General features: G+C 71.9%; 21 protein-coding genes. 8 read left to right on the forward strand and 13 right to left on the reverse strand.

From position 1 onward, the window contains the following. Positions 1 to 196: 196 nt before the first annotated feature. Complete coding sequence (locus tag ACFWBF_RS01485; RefSeq protein WP_385593377.1) at positions 197 to 1,663, reverse strand: DUF1996 domain-containing protein; 1,467 nt, start codon at positions 1,661 to 1,663, stop codon at positions 197 to 199. A 9-nt stretch (positions 1,664 to 1,672) separates the two neighbouring features. Then, positions 1,673 to 2,335: a DUF4142 domain-containing protein gene (locus tag ACFWBF_RS01490; protein WP_385593380.1), complete on the reverse strand. Its 663-nt coding sequence runs from the start codon at positions 2,333 to 2,335 to the stop codon at positions 1,673 to 1,675. A gap of 385 nt (positions 2,336 to 2,720) precedes the next feature. On the opposite strand from ACFWBF_RS01490, the gene ACFWBF_RS01495 reads away from it, so the two are divergent. Then, positions 2,721 to 4,331 carry an alpha/beta hydrolase gene (locus ACFWBF_RS01495; RefSeq protein WP_385593383.1) on the forward strand — a complete coding sequence of 537 codons (1,611 nt, stop codon included), beginning with the start codon at positions 2,721 to 2,723 and terminating at the stop codon, positions 4,329 to 4,331. Positions 4,332 to 4,421: 90 nt separating this feature from the next. Here the strand turns inward: ACFWBF_RS01495 and ACFWBF_RS01500 are convergent, their stop codons facing one another. The 3 genes from ACFWBF_RS01500 to ACFWBF_RS01510 all read right to left on the reverse strand — a co-directional run bounded on the left by ACFWBF_RS01500 (position 4,422) and on the right by ACFWBF_RS01510 (position 7,197). Further along, entirely contained in the window at positions 4,422 to 4,835 is a 414-nt protein-coding gene (locus ACFWBF_RS01500) for a PaaI family thioesterase (protein WP_385226203.1), read from the reverse strand. A gap of 45 nt (positions 4,836 to 4,880) precedes the next feature. Next, complete coding sequence (locus tag ACFWBF_RS01505; RefSeq protein WP_385593386.1) at positions 4,881 to 6,914, reverse strand: FAD-dependent oxidoreductase; 2,034 nt, start codon at positions 6,912 to 6,914, stop codon at positions 4,881 to 4,883. Between the two features lie 148 nt (positions 6,915 to 7,062). Continuing rightward, entirely contained in the window at positions 7,063 to 7,197 is a 135-nt protein-coding gene (locus tag ACFWBF_RS01510; protein WP_385593388.1) for a hypothetical protein, read from the reverse strand. Between ACFWBF_RS01510 and ACFWBF_RS01515 the strand changes: the two genes are divergently transcribed. After that, the gene (locus ACFWBF_RS01515) at positions 7,183 to 7,866 is read left to right on the forward strand and encodes an alpha/beta fold hydrolase (protein WP_385593391.1); all 684 of its coding nucleotides are present in this window, start codon (positions 7,183 to 7,185) and stop codon (positions 7,864 to 7,866) included. The genes ACFWBF_RS01510 and ACFWBF_RS01515 overlap by 15 nt on opposite strands. 29 nt (positions 7,867 to 7,895) lie before the next feature. Here ACFWBF_RS01515 and ACFWBF_RS01520 read toward each other — a convergent pair whose 3' ends face one another. The 5 genes from ACFWBF_RS01520 to ACFWBF_RS01540 all read right to left on the reverse strand — a co-directional run bounded on the left by ACFWBF_RS01520 (position 7,896) and on the right by ACFWBF_RS01540 (position 14,986). Further along, the gene (locus ACFWBF_RS01520; protein WP_385593394.1) at positions 7,896 to 10,919 is read right to left on the reverse strand and encodes an alpha-mannosidase; all 3,024 of its coding nucleotides are present in this window, start codon (positions 10,917 to 10,919) and stop codon (positions 7,896 to 7,898) included. A gap of 81 nt (positions 10,920 to 11,000) precedes the next feature. Further along, positions 11,001 to 11,891 carry a carbohydrate ABC transporter permease gene (locus ACFWBF_RS01525; protein ID WP_385593397.1) on the reverse strand — a complete coding sequence of 297 codons (891 nt, stop codon included), beginning with the start codon at positions 11,889 to 11,891 and terminating at the stop codon, positions 11,001 to 11,003. Then, complete coding sequence (locus tag ACFWBF_RS01530; RefSeq protein ID WP_385593400.1) at positions 11,888 to 12,910, reverse strand: carbohydrate ABC transporter permease; 1,023 nt, start codon at positions 12,908 to 12,910, stop codon at positions 11,888 to 11,890. Before ACFWBF_RS01530 ends, ACFWBF_RS01525 begins: the two co-directional genes overlap by 4 nt. Positions 12,911 to 12,945: 35 nt before the next feature. Next, positions 12,946 to 14,280, reverse strand: coding sequence for an ABC transporter substrate-binding protein (locus ACFWBF_RS01535; RefSeq protein WP_385593403.1), 1,335 nt, complete (start codon positions 14,278 to 14,280; stop codon positions 12,946 to 12,948). Between the two features lie 340 nt (positions 14,281 to 14,620). Continuing rightward, the gene (locus ACFWBF_RS01540; RefSeq protein ID WP_385593406.1) at positions 14,621 to 14,986 is read right to left on the reverse strand and encodes a hypothetical protein; all 366 of its coding nucleotides are present in this window, start codon (positions 14,984 to 14,986) and stop codon (positions 14,621 to 14,623) included. A gap of 200 nt (positions 14,987 to 15,186) precedes the next feature. Here ACFWBF_RS01540 and ACFWBF_RS01545 point away from each other — a divergent pair, with 200 nt between their 5' ends. Beyond that, positions 15,187 to 15,636 carry a universal stress protein gene (locus tag ACFWBF_RS01545; RefSeq protein WP_385593409.1) on the forward strand — a complete coding sequence of 150 codons (450 nt, stop codon included), beginning with the start codon at positions 15,187 to 15,189 and terminating at the stop codon, positions 15,634 to 15,636. Between the two features lie 14 nt (positions 15,637 to 15,650). Here ACFWBF_RS01545 and ACFWBF_RS01550 read toward each other — a convergent pair whose 3' ends face one another. The 3 genes from ACFWBF_RS01550 to ACFWBF_RS01560 form a co-directional block, all read right to left on the reverse strand. Next, positions 15,651 to 16,190 (reverse strand): hypothetical protein, encoded by a 540-nt coding sequence (locus tag ACFWBF_RS01550; protein WP_385593412.1) that lies wholly within the window; start codon positions 16,188 to 16,190, stop codon positions 15,651 to 15,653. A 448-nt stretch (positions 16,191 to 16,638) separates the two neighbouring features. Beyond that, positions 16,639 to 17,601: a serine/threonine dehydratase gene (locus tag ACFWBF_RS01555; protein WP_385593415.1), complete on the reverse strand. Its 963-nt coding sequence runs from the start codon at positions 17,599 to 17,601 to the stop codon at positions 16,639 to 16,641. A 14-nt stretch (positions 17,602 to 17,615) separates the two neighbouring features. Further along, on the reverse strand, positions 17,616 to 18,257 hold the full coding sequence (locus ACFWBF_RS01560; protein WP_385593417.1) for a TetR/AcrR family transcriptional regulator: 642 nt from the start codon (positions 18,255 to 18,257) through the stop codon (positions 17,616 to 17,618). Between the two features lie 171 nt (positions 18,258 to 18,428). Between ACFWBF_RS01560 and ACFWBF_RS01565 the strand changes: the two genes are divergently transcribed. The 5 genes from ACFWBF_RS01565 (at position 18,429) to ACFWBF_RS01585 (ending at position 25,341) form a co-directional block, all read left to right on the forward strand. Next, positions 18,429 to 20,129: a ricin-type beta-trefoil lectin domain protein gene (locus ACFWBF_RS01565; RefSeq protein WP_385593419.1), complete on the forward strand. Its 1,701-nt coding sequence runs from the start codon at positions 18,429 to 18,431 to the stop codon at positions 20,127 to 20,129. Positions 20,130 to 20,152: 23 nt separating this feature from the next. After that, on the forward strand, positions 20,153 to 22,453 hold the full coding sequence (locus tag ACFWBF_RS01570) for an alpha-N-acetylglucosaminidase (protein ID WP_385593422.1): 2,301 nt from the start codon (positions 20,153 to 20,155) through the stop codon (positions 22,451 to 22,453). A 233-nt stretch (positions 22,454 to 22,686) separates the two neighbouring features. Further along, the gene (locus tag ACFWBF_RS01575) at positions 22,687 to 23,028 is read left to right on the forward strand and encodes a hypothetical protein (RefSeq protein ID WP_385226158.1); all 342 of its coding nucleotides are present in this window, start codon (positions 22,687 to 22,689) and stop codon (positions 23,026 to 23,028) included. Further along, the gene (locus ACFWBF_RS01580) at positions 23,021 to 24,055 is read left to right on the forward strand and encodes a polyprenyl synthetase family protein (RefSeq protein ID WP_385593425.1); all 1,035 of its coding nucleotides are present in this window, start codon (positions 23,021 to 23,023) and stop codon (positions 24,053 to 24,055) included. The genes ACFWBF_RS01575 and ACFWBF_RS01580 overlap by 8 nt, the downstream gene beginning before the upstream one ends. Positions 24,056 to 24,159: 104 nt before the next feature. After that, a complete protein-coding gene (locus tag ACFWBF_RS01585) occupies positions 24,160 to 25,341 on the forward strand; it encodes an oxygenase MpaB family protein (RefSeq protein ID WP_385593428.1) in 1,182 nt (393 codons plus the stop codon). Positions 25,342 to 25,424: the final 83 nt, after the last annotated feature.

A 25,424-nucleotide genomic window follows, 5' to 3' on the forward strand; every position in this document is an offset into this window, starting at 1 on the left:
GTTCTGGACCCAGCACCGCATCGAAGGCTGACGCGGCGCCGGGGGCGCGCCGGGGGTTCCCCCTGGGGGGGGCCCCCCCGGGGGCGGGGGGGGGCGGGGGCCGGCGGCCGGCCCCCCCCCCCCACCGCTCTCTCGGGGCGACGCGGGGAGGGGGTAGGGGAGGTCGCGTCGGCCCCGGGCTCCGAGAGGCCTGGCTCTAGCGGCAGGCGCGCCCGCCGTTGATGCAGCCCACCGCGTCGGCCATCAGGCGGTCCGACATGACGTTGATGAAGTCACCGTGATCGGTGACCGGTTTGTGGAGCTGCTCGGGGAAGCTGTCCACGGCGATCCGCGCACCGGGACTCACCCCGTAGGTGATCCGCTGCACCAGCTGCGGGATGGCCTTGAAGCCCTTCGGGCAGGAGCCGTCGCGGGCCGCGAAGGCCACGTGGGTGCGGTGGTTGGCGCTGTCGGCGTTCTTGCCGTCCCAGCAGTTCTGGAAGTTGAAGGTGCGCACGACGTCACTGCCCTTGGGGCAGATCGGGTACTTGTCCTTCAACTGGCGGTTCTCGAAGCCGGTGCAGCTCCAGGAGGCGTTGGCGTTGGCCGTACCGTTGGTGAGCGCCTTCGCGTCGCCGGTGATGATCCGCAGGAAACGGGGCATGGCCGCGACCCGGCTGACGGCGCTGCCCTTGAACTCGATGGTCACCTGCTTCGGGCGCAGGATCGTGCCGACGTTCGCGTCCTGCCCGCCGCCGGGCGCCTTCGCGTCCTTCTCCGCCCGGCCGTCGCGCAGCCGCAGCACGGGCCAGTAGTAGGTGGACTGGTCGCCGTTGGTGCAGGTGGTCCCGGAGGCGGCGAGGCTGTTGTTGGTGGAGAAGGCGTCCGCGGTCTTGTTGCCGACGTAGTCGTGCATGTGGTGGGCGCCGTTGCCGACGCCGGGCGCGACGATGACGTTGTCGGGGTTGAGGTGGCGGTTCTCGTTGCGGCCGCACTGCACGGCGAAGGACCCGGTGGACGCGCCGGCCCGGCGGGCGGGGGTGCGTACGTTGGGCTTGACCGAGCCGATGGCGACGAAGTCGCTGCGCGCCGGACCGCCGGCGCTGCCGCCGCCGCCCTTGCGGGCGAGCCCCTGGGCGTCGCCCTGGGCCTGGCTCTGCGCCTGCCCCTGCGCCTGCCCCTGCGCCTGGCCCTGCTCCTCGCTCTGGGCCCCGCTCGGCGCCTCGCCCTGTGCGGCCGGTTCGTCCGCGGGGTCGGCGGCCGGGGCCTGCTGCATCGAACAGGTGCTGAGCGGCTCCAGCCCTTCGGGGCGGGCGCCCGCCTTCCCGATCGCGTCGGACACTCCGGCTATGGTCTTGGTCCGCTGCTCCTTCAACTCGGCGAGCAACGCGTCGCTCTGGGCCCGTCCCGAGGACAGCTTGCCGTACGCGTCGGCGACCTGGGTGTCCAGCCGAGCGAGGTTCTCGTCGACCTCCGCGCGGGCCTGTTCGGGGACTTCGCGGAGCTGGTCGCCCACGTCGGGGCAGTCGATGGTGGCGGTCACCGGCGCCGTGCGGGAATCCTGCCCGGCAAAGGCGCCCTGCGCGACGATCACCACCCCGCCGCCGCCCAGGACCAGGGCGGACACCACGGCGAGGGCCTTGTGTGACGGTCGGAGACGGCGTTTGTGGCCCTTTTGGCTCATGCGATCACTTCACTTCGTCGGTCGGGAAACGGTGGAGGGAGCCGGCGAGGCGTCGGCGAGGCCGTCGAAGTCGACGAGCCCGCTGTCCTCCAGGACGGTGATGTGGTCCAGGACCGTGACGTTGGCGTCGGTGGCCAGGGCCCGGACCATGGAGTTGCGCGTCTGTGCGCGCACTTGGGCCACGAGGGTGAAGACCTTGCCGTGGGCCCGGCGCAGCAGCTGGATGAACAGCCGTTCGTACTGGGCGCCCTGGGCGCGGTCGAGCTGGTCGAGCCACCCCTGCTGCTGCGCGCTGGGCTGGCTGGGCAGGTCGACGCCCAGGGCCTGGGCCGTTTCGATGACCCGCCGGTCCAGTTCGGTGTGGCCTTCGACGAGATGCATCCCGGCGGTGCGCACCATGGGGCGCGTGCCGCGCTGCTGGGCCTGACGTCCCGCGGGCAGTTCCCACAGTCCGGCGAGCCGCACCTTGCGGACGAAGTCCCGGTCCTGGGGGGTGAGCGGACCGAAGGCCGTGCTCAGGATCCCGGCGCCGTCGTCCTCGCCGGCGGACGTCGCGGCGGCCGCGGACCGGCCGCCGAATTTCTGCACGGGGATCAGCAACGCGATGAGCGTGAAGGCGAGGGCTCCGATGACGATGCCCGTGCCCATCACGTATCTCGAAGCGAGCGACATGCCTCCGACGGTGGACCGGCGGAATGACAGCACTGTGCCTCCTTGCTACGGGGGCCCGGGAGGGCCGCGGGGGCCGCAGACTCCGGTGATCGCGCCGTCCGCACCCGCATTCCCGGGTGCCAAGGGACGCTAGTGCCAGTTGTGGTGCCCGCATTGAAGGACCATCACGATTGGACAAACATCCGGGCAACCCCTCGGGAGGCTGGTACCGTGCCCGGCCCGACGGATGCCGGGCAAACTCCCCTGGCGTGTCGGCCAGTTGTCCGGATTTGAGCTCGTTCGTGAGGAGCACCACGACCGACCCTTCGGGATGATTCGCGGGGACGGTCCGTGTAACAGGGTTGGCGGGGAAACGACTTCACGGAAAGGAACGTTCTCCTTGCGCATGAAACGATTCGCACCGCTCATCGCCGCCGCCGGCGCCATCGCGACTTCGCTCCCCCTGCTCTCCGCGGTCCCGGCGGCCGCCGCCCCCGCGGCCGCCCCGGAGTACTCCCACCAGAAGCCCGCATGGGTCCGCTGCAGTCCCGACCTGCCGGCCACGTACGAGTGCGCGACCGTCAAGGTCCCGCTCGACTACCGGCGCCCCGAGGGGCGGACGCTCGACATCGCCATATCCCGGATCAAGAGCGCGAATCCGACGAAGCGGCACGGGGTCCTGCTGCTCAACCCGGGCGGCCCGGGCGGTTCGGGTCTGGACCTCCCGCTGATGGCGGACGAGGCGATGCCCAAGGACGTACGGGACGGCTACGACCTCATCGGCTTCGACCCGCGCGGGGTCGGGGCCAGCAGCCCGGTCACCTGCGGGCTGAACGACGCCGAGCAGCAGTTCGACCGCGCGTACCGGCCGGAGACCTTCGCCGCGGACGTGGCGTGGTCCCGCACGGTCGCGGACAAGTGCCGGGAGAAGTCCGGCTCGGTCCTCCCCTACATCACCACCCGCAACACCGCGCGGGACATGGACTCGATCCGTGCGGCCCTGGGCGAGCGGAAGATCTCGTACCTGGGCTACTCCTACGGGACGTACCTCGGCGCGGTGTACACGCAGCTCTTCCCGAGCCGGACCGACCGCTTCGTCCTCGACAGCGGAGTGGACCCCGGCCGGGTCTGGCGGGGCATGATCCAGGTGTGGGCGACGGAGGCCGAGCCGGCCTTCGCGCGGTGGACCCGGTGGACGGCCGAGCACGCCGGCGAGTTCGGGCTCGGCGACTCGCCGAAGGCGGTGTCGGACACGTTCTGGGCACTGGTGGCGCACGCGGACCAGGACCCGATCGTCTTCGGCGGCCAGAAGATCACGGGCGACGACATCCGCGCCGCGCGGGCGCTGTTCTTCTATCCCTCGCAGGCCGCGCCCCTCGTCAAGGCGCTCAAGGACGCGGCTGACGGCAAGCCCACCGCCTCGGCCGTGCCCGACCTGAAGCAGTTCACGCAGTCCGCCCGGATCGCCCAGGGGGCCAAGTCCACCACGGCGGCGTCGGCGTTCGCCGCCGACCCGGCCCCCGACAACGGCACCGCCGTCTTCTGGTCCGTGCTGTGCGGGGACACGGGCGCCTGGCCCAAGTACGCCGAGCAGTACGAGCGGGACGCCGTCAAGGACAAGGCCAGGTACCCGCTGTACGGGGACTTCGCCTCCAACATCAAGCCGTGCGCCTTCTGGGACCGGCCCGTCGAGTCCGCGACGCCGATGCGCACGAAGGCCAACGTGCTGACCGTGCAGAACGAGTGGGACTCGCAGACCCCGCTGGCCAGCGGCCGGGACATGCACCGCGCGCTCAAGGGCTCGCGGATGGTGCTGGCGATGGGCGGCGAGGGCCACGGCGTGTACCTGGCCGATCCCGCCTCCTGCGCCAACGCCCCGGTCGACTCGTACCTGACCACGGGCCGGCTGCCGGCCGAGGACGTCACCTGTCAGACGCCGCCGGCCGCGGCGGAGCGCCGGGCGCCCCTGACCTCACCGGTACCTGACCGCTTCCCGGCCGGGGCGGCCCGCTTCTGAGCCGTCGCCCGCCCGGACGCCCTCGCCTCCACGGCCGCCTCGATGCGGCGGCCGGAGCCGGGGGCGTCCCCGTACGGCGGCCGGGCCGCCTCAGCCGAGCAGGGCGTAGACCGTGGAGGCCTTGGCGGCCGGCTCCCGCTCCCCCTCGGGGGTCATGGTGATGTCGGCGAAGGCCATCCGCTTGCCCAGCTTGGTGATGCGTACGTCGATGAGCACATCGGCGCCGACCACGGGCCGCTGGAAGCTGGTGGACTGCTGCACGGTGGTCATCGGGCCGTAGGCGCCGCGCGCCGCGGAGATCGCGATGACGGTGGCCGTGTCGGCCGCGGCCATCAGCGCCTGGCCGGACAGGCCGCCGCCGTCCCGGGCCAGGTCCCCGGACCACGGCAGCCGCAGTACGGCGTGCCGCTCGCCGGTCTCCCGGACGGTGAGGCCGAGGGCGAGCACCCAGGGGGCGAAGTTCTCGCCGAGGATCCGTTCTGCGTCTGCCGGTGTCAGGGTCACCCGCAGATTGTGGCGGCCCGGACCGGGCCGCCACAACACCACGGCTCAGAGCGTGGCGGCCAGTTCCGTGCCCTGGCGGATGGCCCGCTTGGCGTCGAGTTCCGCGGCCACGTCGGCGCCGCCGATGAGGTGCGGCTCGAGGCCCGCGGCGCGCAGCGCCTCGTACAGGTCGCGGCGCGGCTCCTGGCCGGTGCACAGCACGACCGTGTCGGCGGGTACCAGGCGCTGCTCGCCGCCGACCGTGATGTGCAGGCCCTCGTCGTCGATGCGGTCGTACGCGGCTCCCGCGACCGAGACGACACCGCGGTGCTTGAGCTCCGCCCGGTGGATCCAGCCCGTGGTGGTGCCCAGACCCGCGCCGACCTTGGTGGCCTTGCGCTGGAGCAGGTGGACCTGGCGCGGGGGCGCGGGCCGCTGCGGGGCGGCGAGACCGCCGGGGCCCGTGTACGAGGTGTCGACGCCCCAGTGGCGGAAGTAGACCTCGGGGTCCTGGGAGGCACCCTCGCCACTGTCGGTGAGGTACTCCGCGACGTCGAAGCCGATGCCGCCGGCGCCGACGACGGCGACGCGCTCGCCGACGGGGGCGCCGTCGCGCAGCACGTCGAGGTAGGTGACGACGTTCGGGTGGTCCACGCCCTCGATGTCGGGGGTGCGGGGGGTGACGCCGGTGGCGACCACGACCTCGTCGTAGCCGCGCAGGGCCTCCACGTCGGCCCGGGTGTTCAGGAGGACCTCGACCCCGCGCTCGGCGAGCTGGTTGCCGTAGTAGCGGATGGTCTCCTCGAACTCCTCCTTGCCGGGGATGCGGCGGGCGATGTCGAGCTGTCCGCCGATGTGGCCGGAGGCCTCGTAGAGGGTGACGGCGTGGCCGCGCTCCGCGGCGGAGACGGCGCAGGCGAGACCGGCGGGGCCGGCGCCGACGACGGCGACGCGCTTCTTCAGCCGAGTGAGCGACAGCGTGAGTTCGGTCTCGTGGCAGGCGCGCGGGTTGACCAGGCAGCTGGTGATCTTGCCGCTGAAGGTGTGGTCGAGGCAGGCCTGGTTGCAGCCGATGCAGGTGTTGATGGACTCGGGGCGGCCGGCGGCGGCCTTGGCGACGAAGTCGGCGTCGGCGAGGAAGGGGCGGGCCAGGGAGACCAGGTCGGCGCGCCCGTCCGCGAGCAATTCCTCGGCGATATCCGGGGTGTTGATGCGGTTGCTGGTGACGAGCGGCACGCTCACCGCGCCCATCAGCCGCTTGGTGACCCAGGTGTAGGCGCCGCGCGGGACGGAGGTGGCGATGGTGGGGATGCGGGCCTCGTGCCAGCCGATGCCGGTGTTGATGATGGTGGCGCCGGCCGCCTCGATCTCCTTGGCGAGGCGGACGACCTCGTCGAGGGTGGAGCCGCCGGGGATCAGGTCGAGCATCGAGAGGCGGTAGATGAGGATGAACTCCTCGCCCACGGCCTCGCGGGTGCGCCGGACGATCTCCAGCGGGAAGCGCACGCGGTTCTCGTACGCCCCGCCCCAGCGGTCGGTGCGCTTGTTGGTGGCGGCGGCGATGAACTCGTTGATCAGGTAGCCCTCGGAGCCCATGATCTCGACGCCGTCGTAGCCCGCCAGCTTGGCGAGGCGGGCGGCGCGGACGAAGTCCTCGACGGTGCGCTCCACCTCGATGTCGGTGAGCTCGTTCGGGGCGAAGGGGCTGATGGGGGCCTGCAGCGGGCTCGGTGCGACCAGGTCCTTGTGGTAGGCGTAGCGGCCGAAGTGGAGGATCTGCATCGCGATCTTCCCGCCCTCGGCGTGCACGGCCTCGGTGATCACCCGGTGCTCGGCGGCCTCGTCCTCGGTGGTGAGGCGGGCACCGCCCTCGAAGGGGCGGCCCGCGTCGTTCGGGGCGATGCCGCCGGTGACGATGAGGCCGGCGCCGCCACGGGCGCGCTCGGCGTAGAAGGCGGCGAGGCGCTCGAAGCCGCGCTCGTGCTCTTCGAGGCCGGTGTGCATCGAGCCCATGATCACGCGGTTCGGCAGGGTGGTGAAGCCCAGGTCCAGGGGGCTCAGCAGGTGCGGGTACCGGCTCTGGGAACTCTGCGGGGTCATGGTGGGGATGCCTCCTCGCGCGGGGGTGATGAACCTGTTCTAGCGAGGGGAGGCCGGTTTTGCAACTAGGTGCAAAACCCTGCGGCGGCGGCTCGCCTCCGAAATCCCCGTGCCCCGGGGCCCGGGCCTCCCGGCCCTGTGGCGGACTTCACGCCGCCGACGGCACCGCCGAAAGGCGGCGTACGAGGACGACGGCGGTGGGGACCATGACCGGCCCGGCGGCCCCGTCCGGCACCCGGGTCGCGGCGGCCGGCGTACTGTCGGCCGGATGACTGAACGCCACACCCTGACGGTCAACGGCATCGAGCTGGCCTACCGGGCCGCCGGGCCCGAGGGCGCCGAGCCGCTGCTCCTGCTGGCCGCACTGGGCGAGAGCTCCGAGGACTGGGCCCCCGTACGGGACGAACTCGCCCGGGAGCGCCGGGTGTACGCCCTGGACCTGCGCGGGCACGGCGGGAGCGCCCGGACGGCCCAGTACTCCCTGGAGCTGATGCGGGACGACGTCCTCGGCCTCCTCGACGCCCTCGGCCTCGGCCGGGTGGACCTGATCGGGCACTCCATGGGCGGCGTGGTCGCGTACCTGGTCGCCCAGCGGCAGCCGCACCGCATCGGCCGCCTGGTCCTGGAGGACGCCCCGGCCCCGCTCCCCCGCGAGGCGGTCCCCCCGGTCCGCCCGGCGGGCGACCTGGACTTCGACTGGGCGATGGTCCTCGCGGTCCGCCCGCAACTGGACCGCCCCGACCCGTCCTGGCTGACGGGCCTCGCCCGCATCACCTCCCCGACCCTCGCCCTGTGGGGCGGTCCCACCAGCCACATCCCCCGGTCCGCCGTCGCCGAACTGACCGACCGCATCCCCGACGCCCGCACCCTGACCGTCCCGGCGGGCCACCTGATCCACACCACCGCCCCGGCGGAGTTCCTCGCTGCCGTGGAGCCGTTCCTCGCGGCATGACCCCGGACCGCGAACCCGCCGCGCGGGGGTCAGGCCCGGTGGAGGCGCAGGGTGAGGATCTGGAAGGGGCGCAGGGCGAGGCGGGCCGTGCCGTCCGGGGTGGTCGGGGACACCGCCGACGGGGGCAGCGGGCGTTCCAGGAGGTCGGTTTCGAGGGCCGCCGCGATCGGGAAGGCCGCCGTCAGCACGGTGCTCGCCCGGCCGCCGCGCGATTCGTAGAGGCGGACGATCACGTCGCCGCTGCGGTCCTCGGCGAGTTTGACCGCCTCGACCACCACCGCGTCGTCGTCCACCGCCACGAGCGGGGCGACCGGGCCCGCGCCCGGCAGGACCCGCTCGTGCAGGTTCAGCGCGTGGCCCTCGCGGACCGCGTCCCCGATGTCCGCGCCCGGGGCGAGCGAGAAGCGCAGGGTGTGGGCGCCCTGGTCGGTCTCCGGGTCGGGGTAGCGCGGGGCCCGCAGCAGGGACAGCCGCAGCGTCGTGGTCTGGCCGCCGTCCGCGCGCACGTCCCGGGTGACGTCGTGCCCGTAGGTCGAGTCGTTGAGGACGGCCACCCCCCAGCCCGGCTCGTCCGCGTGGATCCAGCGGTGGGCGCAGATCTCGAACTTGGCCGCCTCCCATGAGGTGTTGGTGTGGGTGGCCCGGTACACGTGCCCGAACTGCGTCTCGGACGCCGTCCGTTCGGCCTTCACGTCCAGAGGGAAGGCCGCCTTCAGGAACTTCTCCGTCTCGCGCCAGTCCACGTCCGTGACGATGTCCACCGTCTTGGCCCCGGCCCGCAGGGTGATGGCCTGGACCACCTTCGAGCCGCCGAACGACCGGGCGACGCGTACCGTCGCCGCGTCCGGATCGGCCTGCGTCACCTCCAGCGCGTCCCACGCCACCAGGTCGGTGACCTTGTTGCGGTAGAACGAGTCGATGTCCCACGCGTCCCACATGTTCGGGAAGTCGGGGTGGATCTGGAGGAGGTTCGCCGCCGCGCCCGGAGCGACCGACTCCCGCCGGCCTTCGAGGTCGTAGGCCGAGACGATCAGGCCGCGCCCGTCGATCTCCACCACCAGCCGTCCGTTGGCGAGGACGTGTCCGCCGCCGTGCCGCTCCTCGACGGTGACCGGCTGCCCGGCCGCCGCCGGCCGGCCCGCGCCGCCGGCCGGGACGCCGCGCCGGGTGTGCGGGGCGCCGTTGAAGACCAGCGGTTCCTCGCCCTCCCCCGCGAGCGCGAGCTGTGCGGCCAGGATGATCCCGAGCAGCTCCTCCCGTACCTTCCCGTACGTCTCGCGCGCCTCGCGGTGCACCCAGGCGATGGAGGACCCCGGCAGGATGTCGTGGAACTGGTGCAGGAGCACGGTCTTCCAGATCCGCTCCAGGTCCTCGTACGGGTACCCGTACCCGGCCGCCCGCACCGCGGCCGTCGCCGCCCAGAGCTCGGCCTCCCGCAGCAGCGACTCGCTGTGCCGGTTGCCCTGCTTGGTCTTGGCCTGGGAGGTGTAGGTGCCGCGGTGCAGCTCCAGGTAGAGCTCGCCGGCCCAGACGGGCGCGTCCTCGTACTCCGCCTGGGCCTTCTCGAAGAAGGCGTCGGGCCGCTCGATCTCCACCCGCGGGGAGCCTTCGAGGTTCCGCTGCCGCTTCGCGCGGGCCAGCTGCTCGCGGGTGGGGCCGCCGCCGCCGTCGCCCCAGCCGAAGGGGGCCAGCGAGCGCGAACCCCGGCCCTTCTCCTGGTAGTTGCGGGCCGCGTGCGCCAGCTGCGCGCCGCCGAGGTCGCAGTTGTAGGTGTCGACGGGCGGGAAGTGCGTGAAGACGCGGGTTCCGTCGATGCCCTCCCACCAGAAGGTGTGGTGGGGGAACTTGTTGACCTGCGACCAGGAGATCTTCTGGGTCAGGAACCACTTGGAGCCGGACAGCTTCACGATCTGCGGCATCGCGGCGGTGTAGCCGAAGGAGTCGGGCAGCCAGACGTTCTTGGTGTCGATGCCGAACTCGTCGAGGAAGAACTTCTTACCGTACAGGAACTGACGGACCATCGCCTCTCCGCCGACCATGTTGGTGTCGGACTCCACCCACATTCCGCCGACCGGCACGAACTGCCCGTCGGCGACCTTCTTCTTCACCCGCTCGAAGAGCTCGGGCCGGTGGGTCTTGATCCATTCGAGCTGCTGCGCCTGGGACATGGCGAAGATGAACTCGGGGTGTTCGTCCATCAGGTTGACCATGTTGGACGCGGTACGGGCGACCTTGCGCACCGTCTCGCGCAGCGGCCACAGCCAGGCGGAGTCGATGTGCGCGTGGCCGACGGCGCTGATCCGGTGCGCGGAGGCGTTGGCGGGGGCCGCGAGCACCCCGGCGAGCCGTTCGCGCGCGGCGGCGGCCGTGCCGGGGACGTCGCCGAGGTCCACCTCGTCCAGCGCGGCGTCGATGGCGCGCAGGATCTCGTACCGTCGGGCGTCGCCCTCCGCGAGCTGCACCATCAGGTCGTAGAGGACTTCGAGGTCCTGCACGAGCTCCCAGACCTCGGTCTCGAAGACGGCCAGGTCCATCCGGGCGAGCCGGTAGAGCGGCTGGTCGCCGCTGGTCTGCCTGTCGCCCTCGTACGTGGCCGAGTGGTCGACCAGGACCGGGTTGGAGGCGGCCTCCACGTACCACTCGATCCGCTCGCCGCCCGTCGCGGACTCGGCGACGCGTACCCAGTCGTTGTACGGGTTGAGCGCCTTGACCTCGCCGCCGTCGGCCCGGTGGACCAGTCCCTCGCACTGGAAGCCGGGCATCATCCGGTCGAAGCCGAGGTCGAGCACGGCCTCGACCGCGAGGCCGGCCCAGTCGGCCGGGACGGTGCCGGTGAGCCGGAACCAGGTGGTGCCCCAGGCCGGTCCCCACGCGTCCCCGATCGCGCAGGGCCCGTACGGGGCGGCCAGGCCTTCGGCGACGGGGACCGGCTCGCCCGGGGCCTCCCAGCGCTCGATGGTCAGCGGGACCGGGCGGGAGTGGACGGCGGGCTTGATGCGCTCCTTGAGGACCCGGCGGAGACGGTGTTCGGTGACGCTGCGGTCGTCATGCATGACGGCTGCTCCTGGAGAGGAAAGGGGCTGGTCGGGACTGGTCGGGGCTGGTCGGGCTGGGCCGGTCGGCGCGGGGCCGGCTCAGGTTTTGACGGCTCCCTCGCCCACGCCCTTGAAGAAGAAACGCTGGAGGGCGAAGAAGAGGAGCATCATCGGGACGAGCGCCGCCATCGCGCCGGCGGCGATGATCCGCTGGTCGTTGACGGTGGTGGCGCCGGCGAGGGTTTTGAGGCCGAGCTGGAGGGTGTATTTGTCGCTGTCGGTCAGGATCAGCAGCGGCCAGAGGAAGTCGTCCCAGGCGCCCATGAAACTGGTGATGCAGACGACGGCCAAGGCGCCCTTCGCCGCGGGGAGGAAGACCCGCACGAAGCGGGTCCACTCGTTGGCCCCGTCCAGGACGGCGGCTTCCTCGACCTCCTTCGGGACGGCGAGGAAGGCCGCCCGCATGATCATGATGTTGAGGACGGAGACCGCGCCGGGGAGCCAGACCCCGATGAGGGTGTCGACCAGGCCCATCTCGCGGACCGTCAGGAACATCGAGATCATCACGGACTCGAAGGGGAACATCAGGGTCGCCACGAGCACCGTGAAGACGGCCTTGCGGCCCTTCCAGCCGGCCCGCGACAGGGCGTAGCCGCCCATCGCCGCGAAGAGCACGTTGGAGGTGACGGCGAGGGCCGCGACGATCAGCGTGTTGCCGACGTACTGCGTCAGGGGAAACGATTGCGCGACCCGGAAGTAGTTGTCGAGGGTCGGCTGCGAGGGCAGTACGCCGTCGTACACGTTCTCGGTGCGGCCGCGGATCGACGTCAGGAACTGCCAGACGATCGGCCCGAGCATCACCACGAGCATCAGGGTCAGGGTCAGGTACCGGCCGGCCAGCGCGATCCGGTGGCGCCGGCGGTCGGCGACGGCGCGCGTGGCGGCCTCGCGCGTCACCGCGTCGCGCCCGAGGGAGGACAGGGTGCTCAACTCTCGTCTCCCTTCGACAGACGGCGGCCCAGCAGGCTGAAGACCAGCGTCAGGAGGAACAGCAGGATGGAGATGGCGCAGGCATATCCGGTCTCGCCGGAGAAGCCGAGGCCGACCTGGCGGATCAGGAAGGGCAGCGTGCGCGCGCCGCCGCCGGGGCCGCCGCTCTCGCCGCCGAGGATGTAGATCTCGGTGAAGACGCGCAGCGCGGAGATGGCGGAGAGGGTGCCGACCAGCAGCATCATGGGCTTCACCTGGGGGATGGTGATGCTGAAGAAGCGGCGCAGGGTGCCGGCGCCGTCGAGCGCCGCGGCCTCGTAGAGCGAGGGGGAGACGTTCCCGAGGGCCGCCAGGTAGAAGACCATGTAGTAGCCGAGGCCCTTCCACACGGTCACGATCATCGCGGAGACCAGCAGCATCCTGCTGTCGGTCAGGAAGGGGATCGGCTCGGAGATGACGCCGATCTTCCGGAAGACGGTGTTGACGAGGCCGTCGCTCCGCAGCACCCACTGCCAGATCAGGCCGACGACGACGGCCGAGGCGATCACCGGGGTGTAGAAGGCCGAGCGGAAGAATCCGATGCCGGGGACCTTCGTCTGTACGAGGACGGCGAGGGCCAGCGGCAGGAGGACCAGGCACGGTACGACGACCACGAGGTACAGCACGCTGTTGCCGGTGGCCACCCAGAAGTCGGGGTCGGCGAAGGCGCGGGTGTAGTTGTCGAAGCCCACGAAACCGCCACCGCGCAGGATCTGCGCGTCGGTGAAGGAGAGGATGACGGTGTTGACGAAGGGCCAGAGGCTGAACAGCGTCACCATCAGCAGGCCCGGGGCGAGGAAGAGGTAGGGGGTCCACCAGTTGCGGTGGCGCAGTCCGGTCTCGGCCTCCATGGCCCGTCTGTCCTGCCGGGCCCGTCTCGCCTCCGCGCGTGGCTTCCGGCGCTGTTTCGGCAGCTCGGGCTGCGGCGGTCCGGTGGTGGCGGCCCGGTCCGAGGGCCGCTGCCCGACGCTGTGCGTCATGGCGTCGCCTCCCGCTCCCCGGTGCGTCGGCCGCGTCACTTCCGTACCGTCTTGGCGAGCAGCTCGTTCGCCGCCTCCTGCGCCTTCTTCACCGCCGTCCGGGCATCCTGCTCGCCCTGGATCGCCTTCTGCATCTCGCGCACGACCGCGTCGCCGACCTGGTTGGTCCACTGGACGGGCGTGTTGGCGTCGAGCGCGGCGGTCTTGAGCTGCTCGGCGCCGACGGCGCGGGCGAGTGTCTCGGCGTCCTTGCCGTCGCCCTTGTCGGCGAAGTACGGGTCGGCCAGGCCCTTGGCGTTGGACGGGTAGATGGTGGCCTTCTTGGAGAACGCCACCTGGTTGGGCCCGTTGGTGACCCACTTGGCGAACTCGGCAGCCGCGTCGGGGGACTTCGTGTTCTTCTTGACGCCGAGCGACTGGGCGTAGATGCCTATGTGGCCGAGCTTTCCGGTGACCGCGCCCGCCACGTGGGTGTCGGCGTAGACCTGCGGGGCGTTCTGCTTGATGTCCTTGACGAAGCCCGGGGAGCCGGGGCCGAAGACAATCTTTCCGCCGCCGTAGAGCTGGTTGACGTCGTCGGATTTGAGCAGGGACTCCTTGGGCATCGCACCCTTGCCGTACAGGGACTTCATCCGCTCGACCCACTCGACGGCCTTGTCCGTGTCGAAGGTGAACCGGTCCTGCCGGGCGTTCAGGATCGGGATGCCCATCTTCTGCCAGTCCCCCGGCAGCCGGCCCTTGGGGTCGGCCATGAAGGCGGAGTACCGGCCGCCGGACTTGACGGCGATCTGCTCGGCGTAGTCGAAGAACTGCTCCACGCTGGTCGGCGGTTTCTCCGGGTCCAGGCCGGCCTTCGTGAAGAGGGACGTGCTGTAGGTGAGGATCTCCGGGGTCACGTACCAGGGGTACGCGTACACGCTGTCGCCCTTGCCCGGCAGCTTGAACTGGTCCCAGGCGCCCGGCACGTACTCCTTGGCGACCTCGGGGTCGAGCTGGGCGACGTCGGCGAGCATCCCGCGGTCGCCGAGCAGTTGGAAGGAGTCGGTGGAGAGGTTGACGACGTCGGGGAGAGCGCCGGCCTGGGCGTCGGCGACGAGCTTCTCGTTGTACCCGTCGCCCGGGACGTCCTCCCACTTGACCTTGACGTCCGGGTACTTGGCCTCGAAGGAGTCGATGACCCCCTGGACGTAGCCCGTGAACACGGGCTTGAGCTGGAGGGTGCGGAACGTGATCTCGCCGGCCACCTTGCCCGTCTTGTGTGCCTCCTTCACCTCTGCGGCGCCCCCGCTCACTCCGCACGCGCAGACCGAGAAGAGGGCGCCGGTCACCAGCGTGGCGATGGCAATACGGGTCACTTTCGAACGGGTCATCGTCGCCGCCTTCGGGAAGTCCGGCCTCGCTGCCGGAGAGCGACACCCACGTTCGTCCGAGATCAAGACGGCGTCAATGGGCCGAAGTCCCAGTGGCCGATGCGAAGTAGGTCCCGCATCGGGACACGGGCTGCGCTCCGCCCCGAAGTCACCCGATCGCCCCTGGCACTACCTGTACTGATGCGCTTTAGTTCAAAATCGCCGCGCGGTGGTGTCAGTTCGATAACGGAGCTGGCTCCCCGTCAAAATTTGACTCCTTATCGCCGGTTCGCGAAGGCGTGCACTAATGCGCTTTACCACCTTCCCCGCCACGGCCCTTTGAACCGGGCTCCCACAGGCTCTACTTCACGCGGTACTCGACCTTCTCCGCGAGCTTCCCGTCCTTGTAGCAGAGGCGGAAGACGGTCTCGGCGGCGTCCTTGCCGTCGGCGGCGGAGACGTACCAGGAGCACACGCTGCCGGGCGGCTCGGCCGGGCCACCCTCCTTGAGGGCGCCCTTGATGAAGGTCTCGCCGGACGGCAGCTTGGCCCGGACCGAGTCCTCCGCGTCGCCCACGCTCACGGACCGGTAGACATCGGGGTCCAGCAGGGCCTTGTCGGCGACGTCCTTCAGCTTCCCGACGCCGAAGAGCAGCAGTACGAGCGCCCCCACGCCCAGGACCAGCGCCACCCCGAAGCCGATCAGACAACCCTTGCGCTGTGCCACGCCTGTTCCTCCATGCCTCCCGCGCCGGCGCGGTTCGCCGGACCACCAGACCTTCGCAGGGGGCAGGGGCCCGGGACTGTCCTCGAAAGTCGTCGGCTGTCGCAACGATCGTCGTTCGAGGTCACCCGCAGCCCGGCCACGGCACCGAGCCGTGTATACAGGAAGGCAACGACTAATCGGACGAAACGAGAGGAACCACCGTGAGTGACCCCATCGAGCCGCTGATCGTCGTCGGCGTGGACGGTTCGAACCATTCGAAGCAGGCCCTGCGCTGGGCGGTCGGCCAGGCCAAGGCCATCGGCGGGCGTGTGCACGCCGTCATGAGCTGGGAATGGAACACCAACCCCTTCGGCGTGAGCCCCACCGTCCAGGACGAGCTGGTCGGCGCCGAGGAGGCCGCCCGGCAGAAGCTCTCCGACACCGTGACGGAAGCGGTCGGCGCCTCGCCCGGCGTGCCCGTGTTCCGCCGGGTCGAACAGGGCGCGCCGGCGCAGGTGCTGGTGGACGCCTCGAAGGAGGCGGAACTGACGGTGGTCGGCACCCGGGGCTACGGGGGCATCAAGGGCGCGCTGCTCGGCTCGGTGAGCCAGCAGGTGGTGCAGTACGCCGCCGGCACGGTGGTCGTGGTGCGCGAGAACGACGGCGTCTGACCCCGCCGTCAGGTTCAGCCCGTCGGGCAGATCTGCGCGCACGCCCGGATGTCCGTCCAGGCGCTCTCGTTGCCCTGTACGTCGGTGGCGCGCAGGGCGTAGACGTGGAGGGCCGGTGCGACGCCGAAGAGACCGATGCCGTTGTTCACCACCGAGCCCGGTGCGAGCGCGATCGGGTACCACTTCTCCCCGTCGGGCGAGTGGTACAGGTCGTAGTGGTCGACGGGGTGCACCCCGAGGGGATCCCAGTTCAGGACGAGCTGCCCCGGGGCCGCGCCGCAGCTCCAGCGCGGGTTCAGCAGGAACGGCGGAACGTTCTTCAGACGGTCGTTGCCGATCAGGAAACCGTTCAGCCGGCCCGCCAGGTCGTCCGCGTCGGCCACGGGCAGTTGCGGGCAGGCCTTGAGGGTCAGCGACATGAGCGTCTTCACCGCGCCGACCGCCCGCAGGTCCGCCTGGCCGAGGTACTGCCCCAGCCGTATGCCCGGGGTGCCCTGCCGGACGGCCTGCCGGCACAGCTCGGCCGCCAGGCCGCTCACCGACTCGCCACTCATCCCCTGCGCTCCCGACGCGTTGAACAGGGCCGCGGCCTCGGCGGCGGCCTGCTCCTCCGTACGGTCCGCGGAGGGCGCGAAGCCCTCGTCGTACTCCTGGCGGCCGGGGTACGACAGGGGCGGGAGGTCGGCGCTCAGGAAGGGCAGCGACCGGACCGCGGCAAGCAGGGCGCTCTGCGGGCACTTGTACTTCGCGAACTCCAGGACGGCGGTCGTCCCCAGCCCGAAGAGACCGCCCAGGCCTGCGAGACGGCCGGTCCTCGCGGTGATTTCACCGACGATCCCCGCCGCGGCCAGCTTCAGGAACTTCTTCGCCCCGGGCGCAGTCCAGTTCGTCCCTTCCAGCTTCTCGCACGTGTCGGCGATCCAGCCGGCGCCGTGACGACCTGCGGCCCCGTCGCCGCGACCGCGCCGGCCGGCGGCGCCAGCAGTGTTTAATCCCGGCGGTCTAGGACGGCGCGCCGTCGGCCAGGTCCGCCGGGTCGGTGTTCGCCCCGCACAGGACCACCGCGACCCGCTCGCCCGGCGGCCGCGGCGCGGCGCGCAGTCCCGCCAGGGCAGTGGCCGCGCCCGGCTCGACCACGATGCGGTGCTCCTCCCACAGGGCGCGGCGGGCGGCGGTGATCGCCGTGTCCGGGACCAGGAGGGACTCCACGTTGTCGTCCTGCGCGGCGGCCAGCGCGGCCGCCGAGACCCGGGTGGCGCCCAGCGAGTCGGCGGCCACCGAGTCCGGGGTCACGTCCACGAGCCGCCCCGCCTCCAGCGCCGCGTTCAGCGCCCGGCAGTTCTCCGGCTCCACCGCGATCACCCGTACGCCGTGTTCGCGCGCGGCGGTGGCGATCCCGGCGAACAGGCCGCCGCCGCCGACGGCGACGACCACGGTGTCCAGGCCGGGCAGGCCGGCCCGGATCTCGTCCAGCAGGGTCCCGGCGCCGGCCGCGATGAGAGGGTGGTCGTACGCGTGGCTGCTCAGGGCGCCGCTCTCGGCGGCGAACTGCTCGCACGCGGCCAGCGCCCCGGCGTACCGGTCGCCGACGAGCCGTACGTCGGCGCCGTACCCGCGCAGCCGCTCCACCTTGACGCGCGGGGCGTTGGCGGGCAGGAAGACGGTGGCGGCCACGGACTGCGCGCGGGCCGCCCAGGCGCAGGCGAGGCCGGCGTTGCCGCCGGAGGCGATGGTGACCCCGGCGTCCGGAAGGGTGCCGGCCAGGTGGTGGGCGGCGAGGAAGTTGCGGGCGCCGCGGGCCTTGAAGGAGCCGGTGTGCTGGAGGTACTCCAGGGCGTACCAGACCCCCTCGGCCGCGGGCACCACGGCGACGGGCCGTATCGCCCCGGCGATCCGGTCGGCGGCGGCGCGTACGGCGGCGTAGTCGAGCTCGCGATCGAGCTGGTGCTTGAGCTGCTGTTGCATGGACTCACTCCCCATCAGGCGGCGGGCCGGGCGGCCTCGATCAGCTGGCGCAGGGCGCCGTGGTACACCTCGTGGTCGGTCAGGGCGGGCAGTACGTCGGCCAGCGCGCCGGAGAGGACCGGGAACCGCTCCGGGTCCAGGGCCGCCAGGGCCGCCCGCGAGGCGGCGGTGGCCCCGGCCGGATCGCGGTGGTCCACGAAGGCGGCGCTGCCCAGGGTCAGCAGGTACATCCGGCGGTACGCGGTCATCGCCTCGGCGGGGGTCATCCCCGCGGCCACGCTGTCGGCGAGCGCGGGCTCCACGAGCCGGGCCAGGAGCTGGCGCCCGAGCCAGGGCCGGCCGCCGCGCAGGACCAGCAGTCCGGGGTGCGCGGTGAGCAGCCGGTAGAGGGCGGTGAACCGCAGCTCGGTGGCCTCGGCCCAGCCGGTCCCGGCCGGGATCTCGGGCAGTTGCGCCGCGAGGTGCTCGGTGCAGAGGTCCAGCAGACCGGCCAGGTCGGCGCAGCGGCGCTGGACGGTGGCGTGCGAGACCTCCAGCCGGTCGGCGAGGGCGCGGAAGCTCAGCGCGCCGGGCCCTTGTTCGTCAAGGATCCGCAGGGCGGCGACGGCGATCGTCTCGGGTGTGGCGCGGTCCAGGGCTGCTGATCTCCTCGGCATGAGATACAGCGTATCAGACGGCGTAACGTACGCCGTATCAACCCCTTCGTGTGACACCGACTACGCCCATATTGCTGGTCATTGGCCGGTAATCCGCGACTCATGTTGACAGCGGGTAGTCACACGGCTGCACTGAGCCGTCGACAGTCGTCCCCACGTCTAGGAGACTCCGTGCCGCCTCGCCTGCGTGCCTCGCTCCCCTGCCTGACCGCGGCCGCCCTGCTCGCCCTGTCCCTCTCCCCCGCCCCCGCGGCGTCCGAGCCGACGGCGACCTCGGACACCCCGCTCGCGCTGACCCCGCCCATGGGCTGGAACAACTGGGCCCACTACATGTGCGACATCGACGAGGCCAAGGTCGTCGCGAACGCCGACGCGCTCGTCTCCACCGGCCTCGCCGCCAAGGGCTACGACACGGTGACCGTCGACGACTGCTGGATGACCAGGAGCCGCGACGACCAGGGCAATCTGGTCGTCGACACCGCCAAGTTCCCGCACGGCATGGCCTGGCTCGGCGACCACCTGCACGCCAAGGGGCTGAAGTTCGGCATCTACCAGGACGCCGGGCACCTCACCTGCGAGCGCTATCCCGGCAGCGGCGCGCCCGACGGCGGCGGGCCGGACCACTACGCGCGCGACGCCCGCCAGTTCGCCGCCTGGGACGTCGACTACGTCAAGATGGACGGCTGCAACCTCTGGGTGCCCCCGGGCACGACCAAGGAGCAGGCCTACCGCGACGCGTACAACTCCGTCGCCAAGGCCCTGCGCGAGAGCGGCCGGGACATGGTGCTGTCCGCCTCCGCGCCCGCCTACTTCCAGCAGGGCGAGTGGGGCGGCCCCGACTGGCACAAGGTGCTCGGCTGGGTCGGCGAGACCGGCCAGCTGTGGCGCGAGGGCCGGGACATCAAGGTGTACAAGCCGACCGCGCCGGACACCTCGCGGTGGAGTTCCGTCCTCGGCAACTACGGCTACAACCGCTGGCTGGGGCGGTACGCGGGCCCCGGCAACTGGAACGACCCCGACTTCCTGATCGCGGGCGCCCCGGGGCTCACCGCGGCGGAGAGCCGCAGCCAGGTCGGCCTGTGGGCGATGATGGCCGCGCCGTTGATCCTCTCCTCCCAGGTCTCCAAGCTCTCGGCGGCCGGGCTGGCCGCGCTCGGCAACACGGAGCTGATCCGGCTCGACCAGGACCCGATGGGCCGGCAGGGGGCGGTGGTCTCCTCCAACGCCACCTTCGACATCCTGGTACGCCCGCTGGCGGGCGGCGACCGCGCGGTGGCCGTGCTCAACCGGTCCGGCAAGGCGCGGGACATCATGGTGCCGCTCGACGAGATCGGGCTGCGCACCGGGGACAGCGGGTCCTGCACGGCCGAGGCGAAGAACCTGTGGAACGGGGAACGCCGCGAGGTCTCCGACGCGTTGACGGGGAAGCTGGACGCGCACGACACCGCGGTCTGGCGGCTCACCCCGCACGGCTGCGCCGAGGCCGTACCCACCGGCCAGATCACCGGGGACGGCGTCAGGTGCGCCGACGGGGCCAACACCACCGGTGTCGGCGCCGTCGTGATGGCGGGGTGCACCGGCGCCCCCGACCAGCGCTGGACCGCGGAGCGTGACGGGAGCCTGCGGCTGGCGGGCGAGTGCCTGTCGGCGGGCGAGGACGGCCTGGTGGAGCTGGCCGACTGCGCCGCGGACCACCGCCAACCGGGGCAGGGCTGGACCCCGCGCCGCGACGGGGCCCTGGTGGAGGACGTGAGCGGGCTGTGCCTGACCGCTCCGGCGCCGGTCGCGACCCCGGACGCGCCCGCCGGACGGCTGCGGCTGGCCGAGTGCGGTGACCACCGGGTCGACCAGGCCTGGTCCCTGCCGGTCTGACGGGCACGGGGATGAGGAATTCGATGCCACGCGACCGGAGCCTGTCCACCCGACGGCTGCCCATCCGACGACTGTCCACCTCCCTCGTGGTGCTGCCCGCCGCGCTGCTGACCCTGGTCTGCGCGGGGGCCGCCCCGGGAGCCGCGGCGCCCGGAGCCGCCGCGCCCGCCGCCGACCCGCGAGGCGCCGTACGGGCGCACGCGCGGGCCGCGCCGAAACCGCGGACCTTCGACACCGGACCCGCCCGGGCCGCGCTGGAGCGGCTGCTGCCCCGGCACGCCGCGCAGTTCGCCCTCGTACCGGACACGGCGGCCGCGGCCGACACCTTCACCGTGTCCGGGGCGGCCGGCGCGATCACGGTCCGGGGTTCCACCGGCGCCACCCTGCTCACCGGGGTCGGCTGGTACCTCCAGCACGTCGCGGGAGCCGACATCGGCTGGCCCGGCGAGAGCATCTCGATGCTGCCCGCCGTGCTGCCGCGGGTCCCCGAGCCGGTCACCCGCAGCGCGCTGGTCCCGCACCGGTACGCGCTCAACGACACCGACGACGGGTACTCCGGCCCGTACCGCTCCTTCGAGGAACACCAGCGACAGATCGACCTGCTCGCCCTGCACGGCATCAACGAGGTGTTCGTGCAGGTCGGCGCCGAATACCCCTACTACCGGGCGCTCCAGGAGTTCGGCTACTCCGCCGAGGAGCTGCGAGAGTGGATCCCCGGCCCCGCCCACCAGAGCTGGTGGCTGCTGCAGAACCTGAGCGGCTTCGGCGGCCCGGTCACCGAACGGCTGATGCGCGAGCGCGCCGAGCTGGGCGGGCAGATCGCGGAGCAGCTGCGCGCGCTGGGCATGACGCCGGTGCTGCCGGGCTACTTCGGCACCGTGCCGCCCGGGTTCTCGGCGCGCAATCCGGGCGCGGGCACGGTCCCGCAGGGCGACTGGGCGGGCTTCGACCGGCCGGACTGGCTGGACCCGAACGCGGCGGCGTTCGGAAAGCTGGCCGCAGCGTACTACCGGGAGCAGCGCGCGGTCTTCGGCGACAGTGCGATGTACCGGATGAGCCCGCTGCACGAGGGCGGCCGGACCGGGTCGGTGGACGTGAAATCGGCGGCGGGCGCGGTGCAGTCGGCGCTGGACGCCGCGCACCCGGGCGCGCTGTGGGCGGTGCTGGGCTGGCAGGACGACCCCACGAAGGAGCTGCTCGCCGGGGTGGACACCTCGCGGCTGCTGATCCTGGACGGACTGTCCGACCGGTACAACCGCCTGGACCGGGAGGCCCGTTGGGGCGGCGCACCGTACGCGATGGGCAGCATCTACAACTTCGGCGGACACACGACGATCGGCGCGAACACCTCGGTGTGGATCGACCGGTTCGGCTCTTGGCGGGCGAAGCCGGACAGTGCGCTGACCGGCATCGCCTACCTCCCGGAGGGCACCGGGACCAATCCCGCCGCCTTCGACCTGTTCACGGACCTGGCGTGGGAGCCCGGCCCCGTCGACCAGCGCGCCTGGTTCGCCCGGTTCGCCCAGCGGCGCTACGGTCGCGCCGACCCCGCCTCGGCGGCCGCCTGGGAGGAGCTGCGCAAGGGGCCGTACAGCACTTCGTCGGGGCTGTGGTCGGAGTCCCAGGACAGCCTGTTCACCGCCCGGCCGGACCTGGCCGCGGCGGGGGCGGCGTACTGGAGTCCCAAGTTCATGCGCTACCCGGCCGGCGCCGTACGGCGGGCCCTGGACCACCTGCTCAAGGTGGATCCGGCGCTGCGCGGCTCCAGTGCCTACCGCTTCGACCTGGTGGACACGGCCCGACAGGCCCTGGCCAACCATTCGCGGGTGCTGCTTCCGAAGATCAAGGCGGCGTACGAGGCCAAGGACCTGCCCCTCTTCCGTCGGCTCACCGCCGACTGGGCCTCCAGGGAACGGCAGTTGGACACACTCGTCGGCTCCGACCCGAACTTCCTGCTCGGTGGCTGGCTCGCCGCGGCCCGCTCGCGGGGCGCGGACGGGGTCGAGCAGGACCGGTACGAGTACGACGCGCGCTCGGTCCTGAGCGTGTGGGGCCGGCAGAGCACGAGCGAGGGCGGCTTCTTGCACGACTACGCGAACCGCGAGTGGAACGGCCTGGTCTCCGAGTTGTACGCGAGGCGGTGGGCGGCCCACTTCGCGTCGCTGGAGGAGGCGCTGGTAAGGCGGGCCGCGCCCCGCGCGATCGACTGGCACGCCTTCGAGGAGGAGTGGGCGCGGCGCACCACCCGGCACCCGGACCGGCCCACCGGGGATCCGTACGCCCTGGCGGCGCAGGTCGCCGCCTCGCTTCCCGCGGCCAACTGACGTACCGCACCGGGCGCGGCGGCGATCACATGATGCGGTGATCGTCACCCTCCCGTGGGAATCTCGGTACCCGTGCGGGGGAGAAGACCCGCAACGGTTCGTCGCCGCGGGCGGGCACTGGGTTGACTGGCCCGGATGATCAGGGGCGGCCGCCGGGGAGCGATCCGGATGCCGCCCTTCCGACGCCATGACGGCGCGCAGCCGTCGTGCCCTCCCGCAGGAGTGCTCCGAGCATGTCCGAGACCGAACAGGGGCGGCCCGAGGCCGCCTCGTCGACCGCCGCGCCCAAGGCCGCGCCGGCCGAGGGAGGGTTCAACCCCTCCGCGACACTGGAGCTGCTGACCCTCCTCGCCGCCGGGGTCGCCGATCTGGCGCTTGACCAGTTACGTCAGTCCGCCGACAAGGCCCAGGACGTGATGCGCCGCTCCGACCTGCGGGAACTGCTCACCGATGGGGTGGTTGAGCTGCGCAAGCGCGGGGAGCTGGCCACCAGCAGAGTCGGGGCGGGCTCCGAGAACTACCTCGAGACCATGGCCCGCCGGGCCGCGGAGAGGGCCGGTCACCCCCGTGCATGACCACACCGGCTTCAAGGACCGCATCGACGAGGTGCTGGTCCGGCTGGCGGACGAGGAGGAGCGGGCCCTGCTCGGGCTGCACGTCGAACTCTCTCCGCTGTCGGAACAGTTGCGCCGCTCCCTGGCCCGCGGAAAGCGCATCCGGGCCGCCTTCCTGTACTGGGGATGGCGGGCGGCCGGACAGCCCGACTGCGAGGGCGTGATCCGGGCCGCGGCCGCGATGGAGCTCGTGCACGCGGCGGCCTGCACCCACGACGACATCATCGACGACAGCCGGATGCGGCACGGGCAGCTCACCGCGCACGCCGCCTTCGCCGCCACGGGGCAGCGCTCCACCGCGCTCGCGATGATCCTCGGCGATCTGCTGATGGGCTACGCGGGCCACGTCTTCACCTCCTGCGGGCTGCCCGGGGCCTATCTCGCACGGACCGTGCCGCTGTGGTCCACGCTGCTGCGCGAGACCATGGCCGGCGAGTTCCTCGAAGTGCTGCGCACCGACACGCGTGCGACGCGGGAGCCACAGGTCTCGGAGTCCCTGGAGGTGTGCCGCTACAAGACGGCCAAGTACACCGTGGAGCGGCCCCTGCACCTCGGAGCCACCCTGGGCGGCGGACCGCGCGCCCTGCTGGAGGCCTTCTCCGCGTACGGGCTGCCGCTGGGCGAAGCGTTCCAGCTCCGCGACGACCTGCTGGGGACCTTCGGCGACCCGGCCGTGACCGGCAAGTCGAACCTCGACGACCTGCGGGACGGCAAGCCCACCGCGCTGCTCGCCCTGACCCTGGCGGCGTCCGGCGAGGACGACCGCCGACTACTCGCCAAGCTCGTCGGCAATCCCGAGCTGTGCGCCGAAGAGGCGGTCTCCGTACGGGAATTGATGGAGCGGTGCGGAGCCCGGCAGCAGGTCGAGGACATGATCGGGGAGCGGATCGTCCGCGCCACCGATGCGCTGGCCACCGTATCGATGCCGGCGGAGGCACGGTCCGCGCTGTGCGAGCTGGCCGGCACGGCGGCCGACCGGTCGCGGTGAGCTCACCGCGACCGCTGAGACCGCTGAGACCCGCCACGATCGCCCGCGGCCGCCGCGCCCGCCGTCGCGTACGACTTTGAGCATCCCGAAGAACGAGGAATGACGTGAACGCCACCAATACCGCTCCCCCGCAGCCCCGTTACAGCCACGCCGACCTCGACACGCTGCGCACCCAGGGGGATCCGCTCGCGGACGAGACCGTCGCGACGATGTTCCGCCGCAAGGAGGTGGGCGACCTCAACACCCTGATGCGGTTCTTCAGCACCACGGGCGACAAGCTCCCGGAGAAGCTGCCGGCCGCGGCCGCCGCGTACTTCGAGGCCACCGCCATGCCGCCGAGCTGGGTGGACTGGGACATCATGGAGCAGGCCCGGCTGTTCTTCATGGACAACGCGGCCCACATCAACACCGGCCTGTCCTTCTCGGCGATGCCCGCGACCTACGCCATTCCCCGGCTCTCGCGGCTGCTCTCCTCGACGCACTCGCTCGCGTACCCCTCGCGGCGCATGGCCAACACCGGCCAGTTCGTCACGTACCTGATGCAGACCAACTCCTTCGCCGAGGGAAGCAAGTTCATCCCCGCCGCGCAGAAGGTGCGGCTGCTGCACGCGGCGGTACGCCACCACCTGCGCGAGGGCGGCCACTGGGACATCGAGAAGGACGGACTGCCCATCTGTCAGGAGGACATGATCGGGGGTCAGATCTGCTTCTCGCTGCTCGTCCTGGACGCCATGCACCGGCTCGGCATCCACATGAGCGAGGACGGGGCGGAGGCTTACTTCTACGCGTGGCGGGTCGTCGGCTCCATGCTGGGCTGCGACATGTCGGCAGTACCGCAGAACCTGACCGAGGCCCGCGACTACTGCGACCTCTACCTGCTGCGCAACCTCGGCCCCTCCCCCGAGGGGGTCAAGCTGAACGCCCAGCTGATGCGGATGTACGAGGACGTCGTGCCGGGCACCTTCTTCGACCCGATGGTGCCCGCCACCGTCCGCCACCTCGTCGGCGACACGATCGCCGACTGGCTGGAGATCCCGCGCAGCCCCTGGGACACCGCGGCGAAGGCCGTGCCCGTGTTCCTCGGACTGCTGGAGACCGTCGAGGACAGCAGCCCCTTCGCGGAGTGGGCGCTCGACAAGGCGGGCTCGCTGCTGGCCGGCTTCGAACTGTCCGCGCTGACCCGGGGCCGGGTGATGCACCACGCCATCCCCGCGGAGCTCAAGACCGAGTACGGGGTGAAGGCGCCGCGCACCGGGCGCTGGGTGCCGCCAGCGCCGGTGCACTGACGGCGGCGCCGGGGCGGGTCACACTGGCCCTGTGAACGCACAACCCGGACAACCGGGACAACCAGGACAACCAGCGCGACCGA

Source organism: Streptomyces sp. NPDC060028, assembly GCF_042736725.1.
GTDB lineage: Bacteria > Actinomycetota > Actinomycetes > Streptomycetales > Streptomycetaceae > Streptomyces.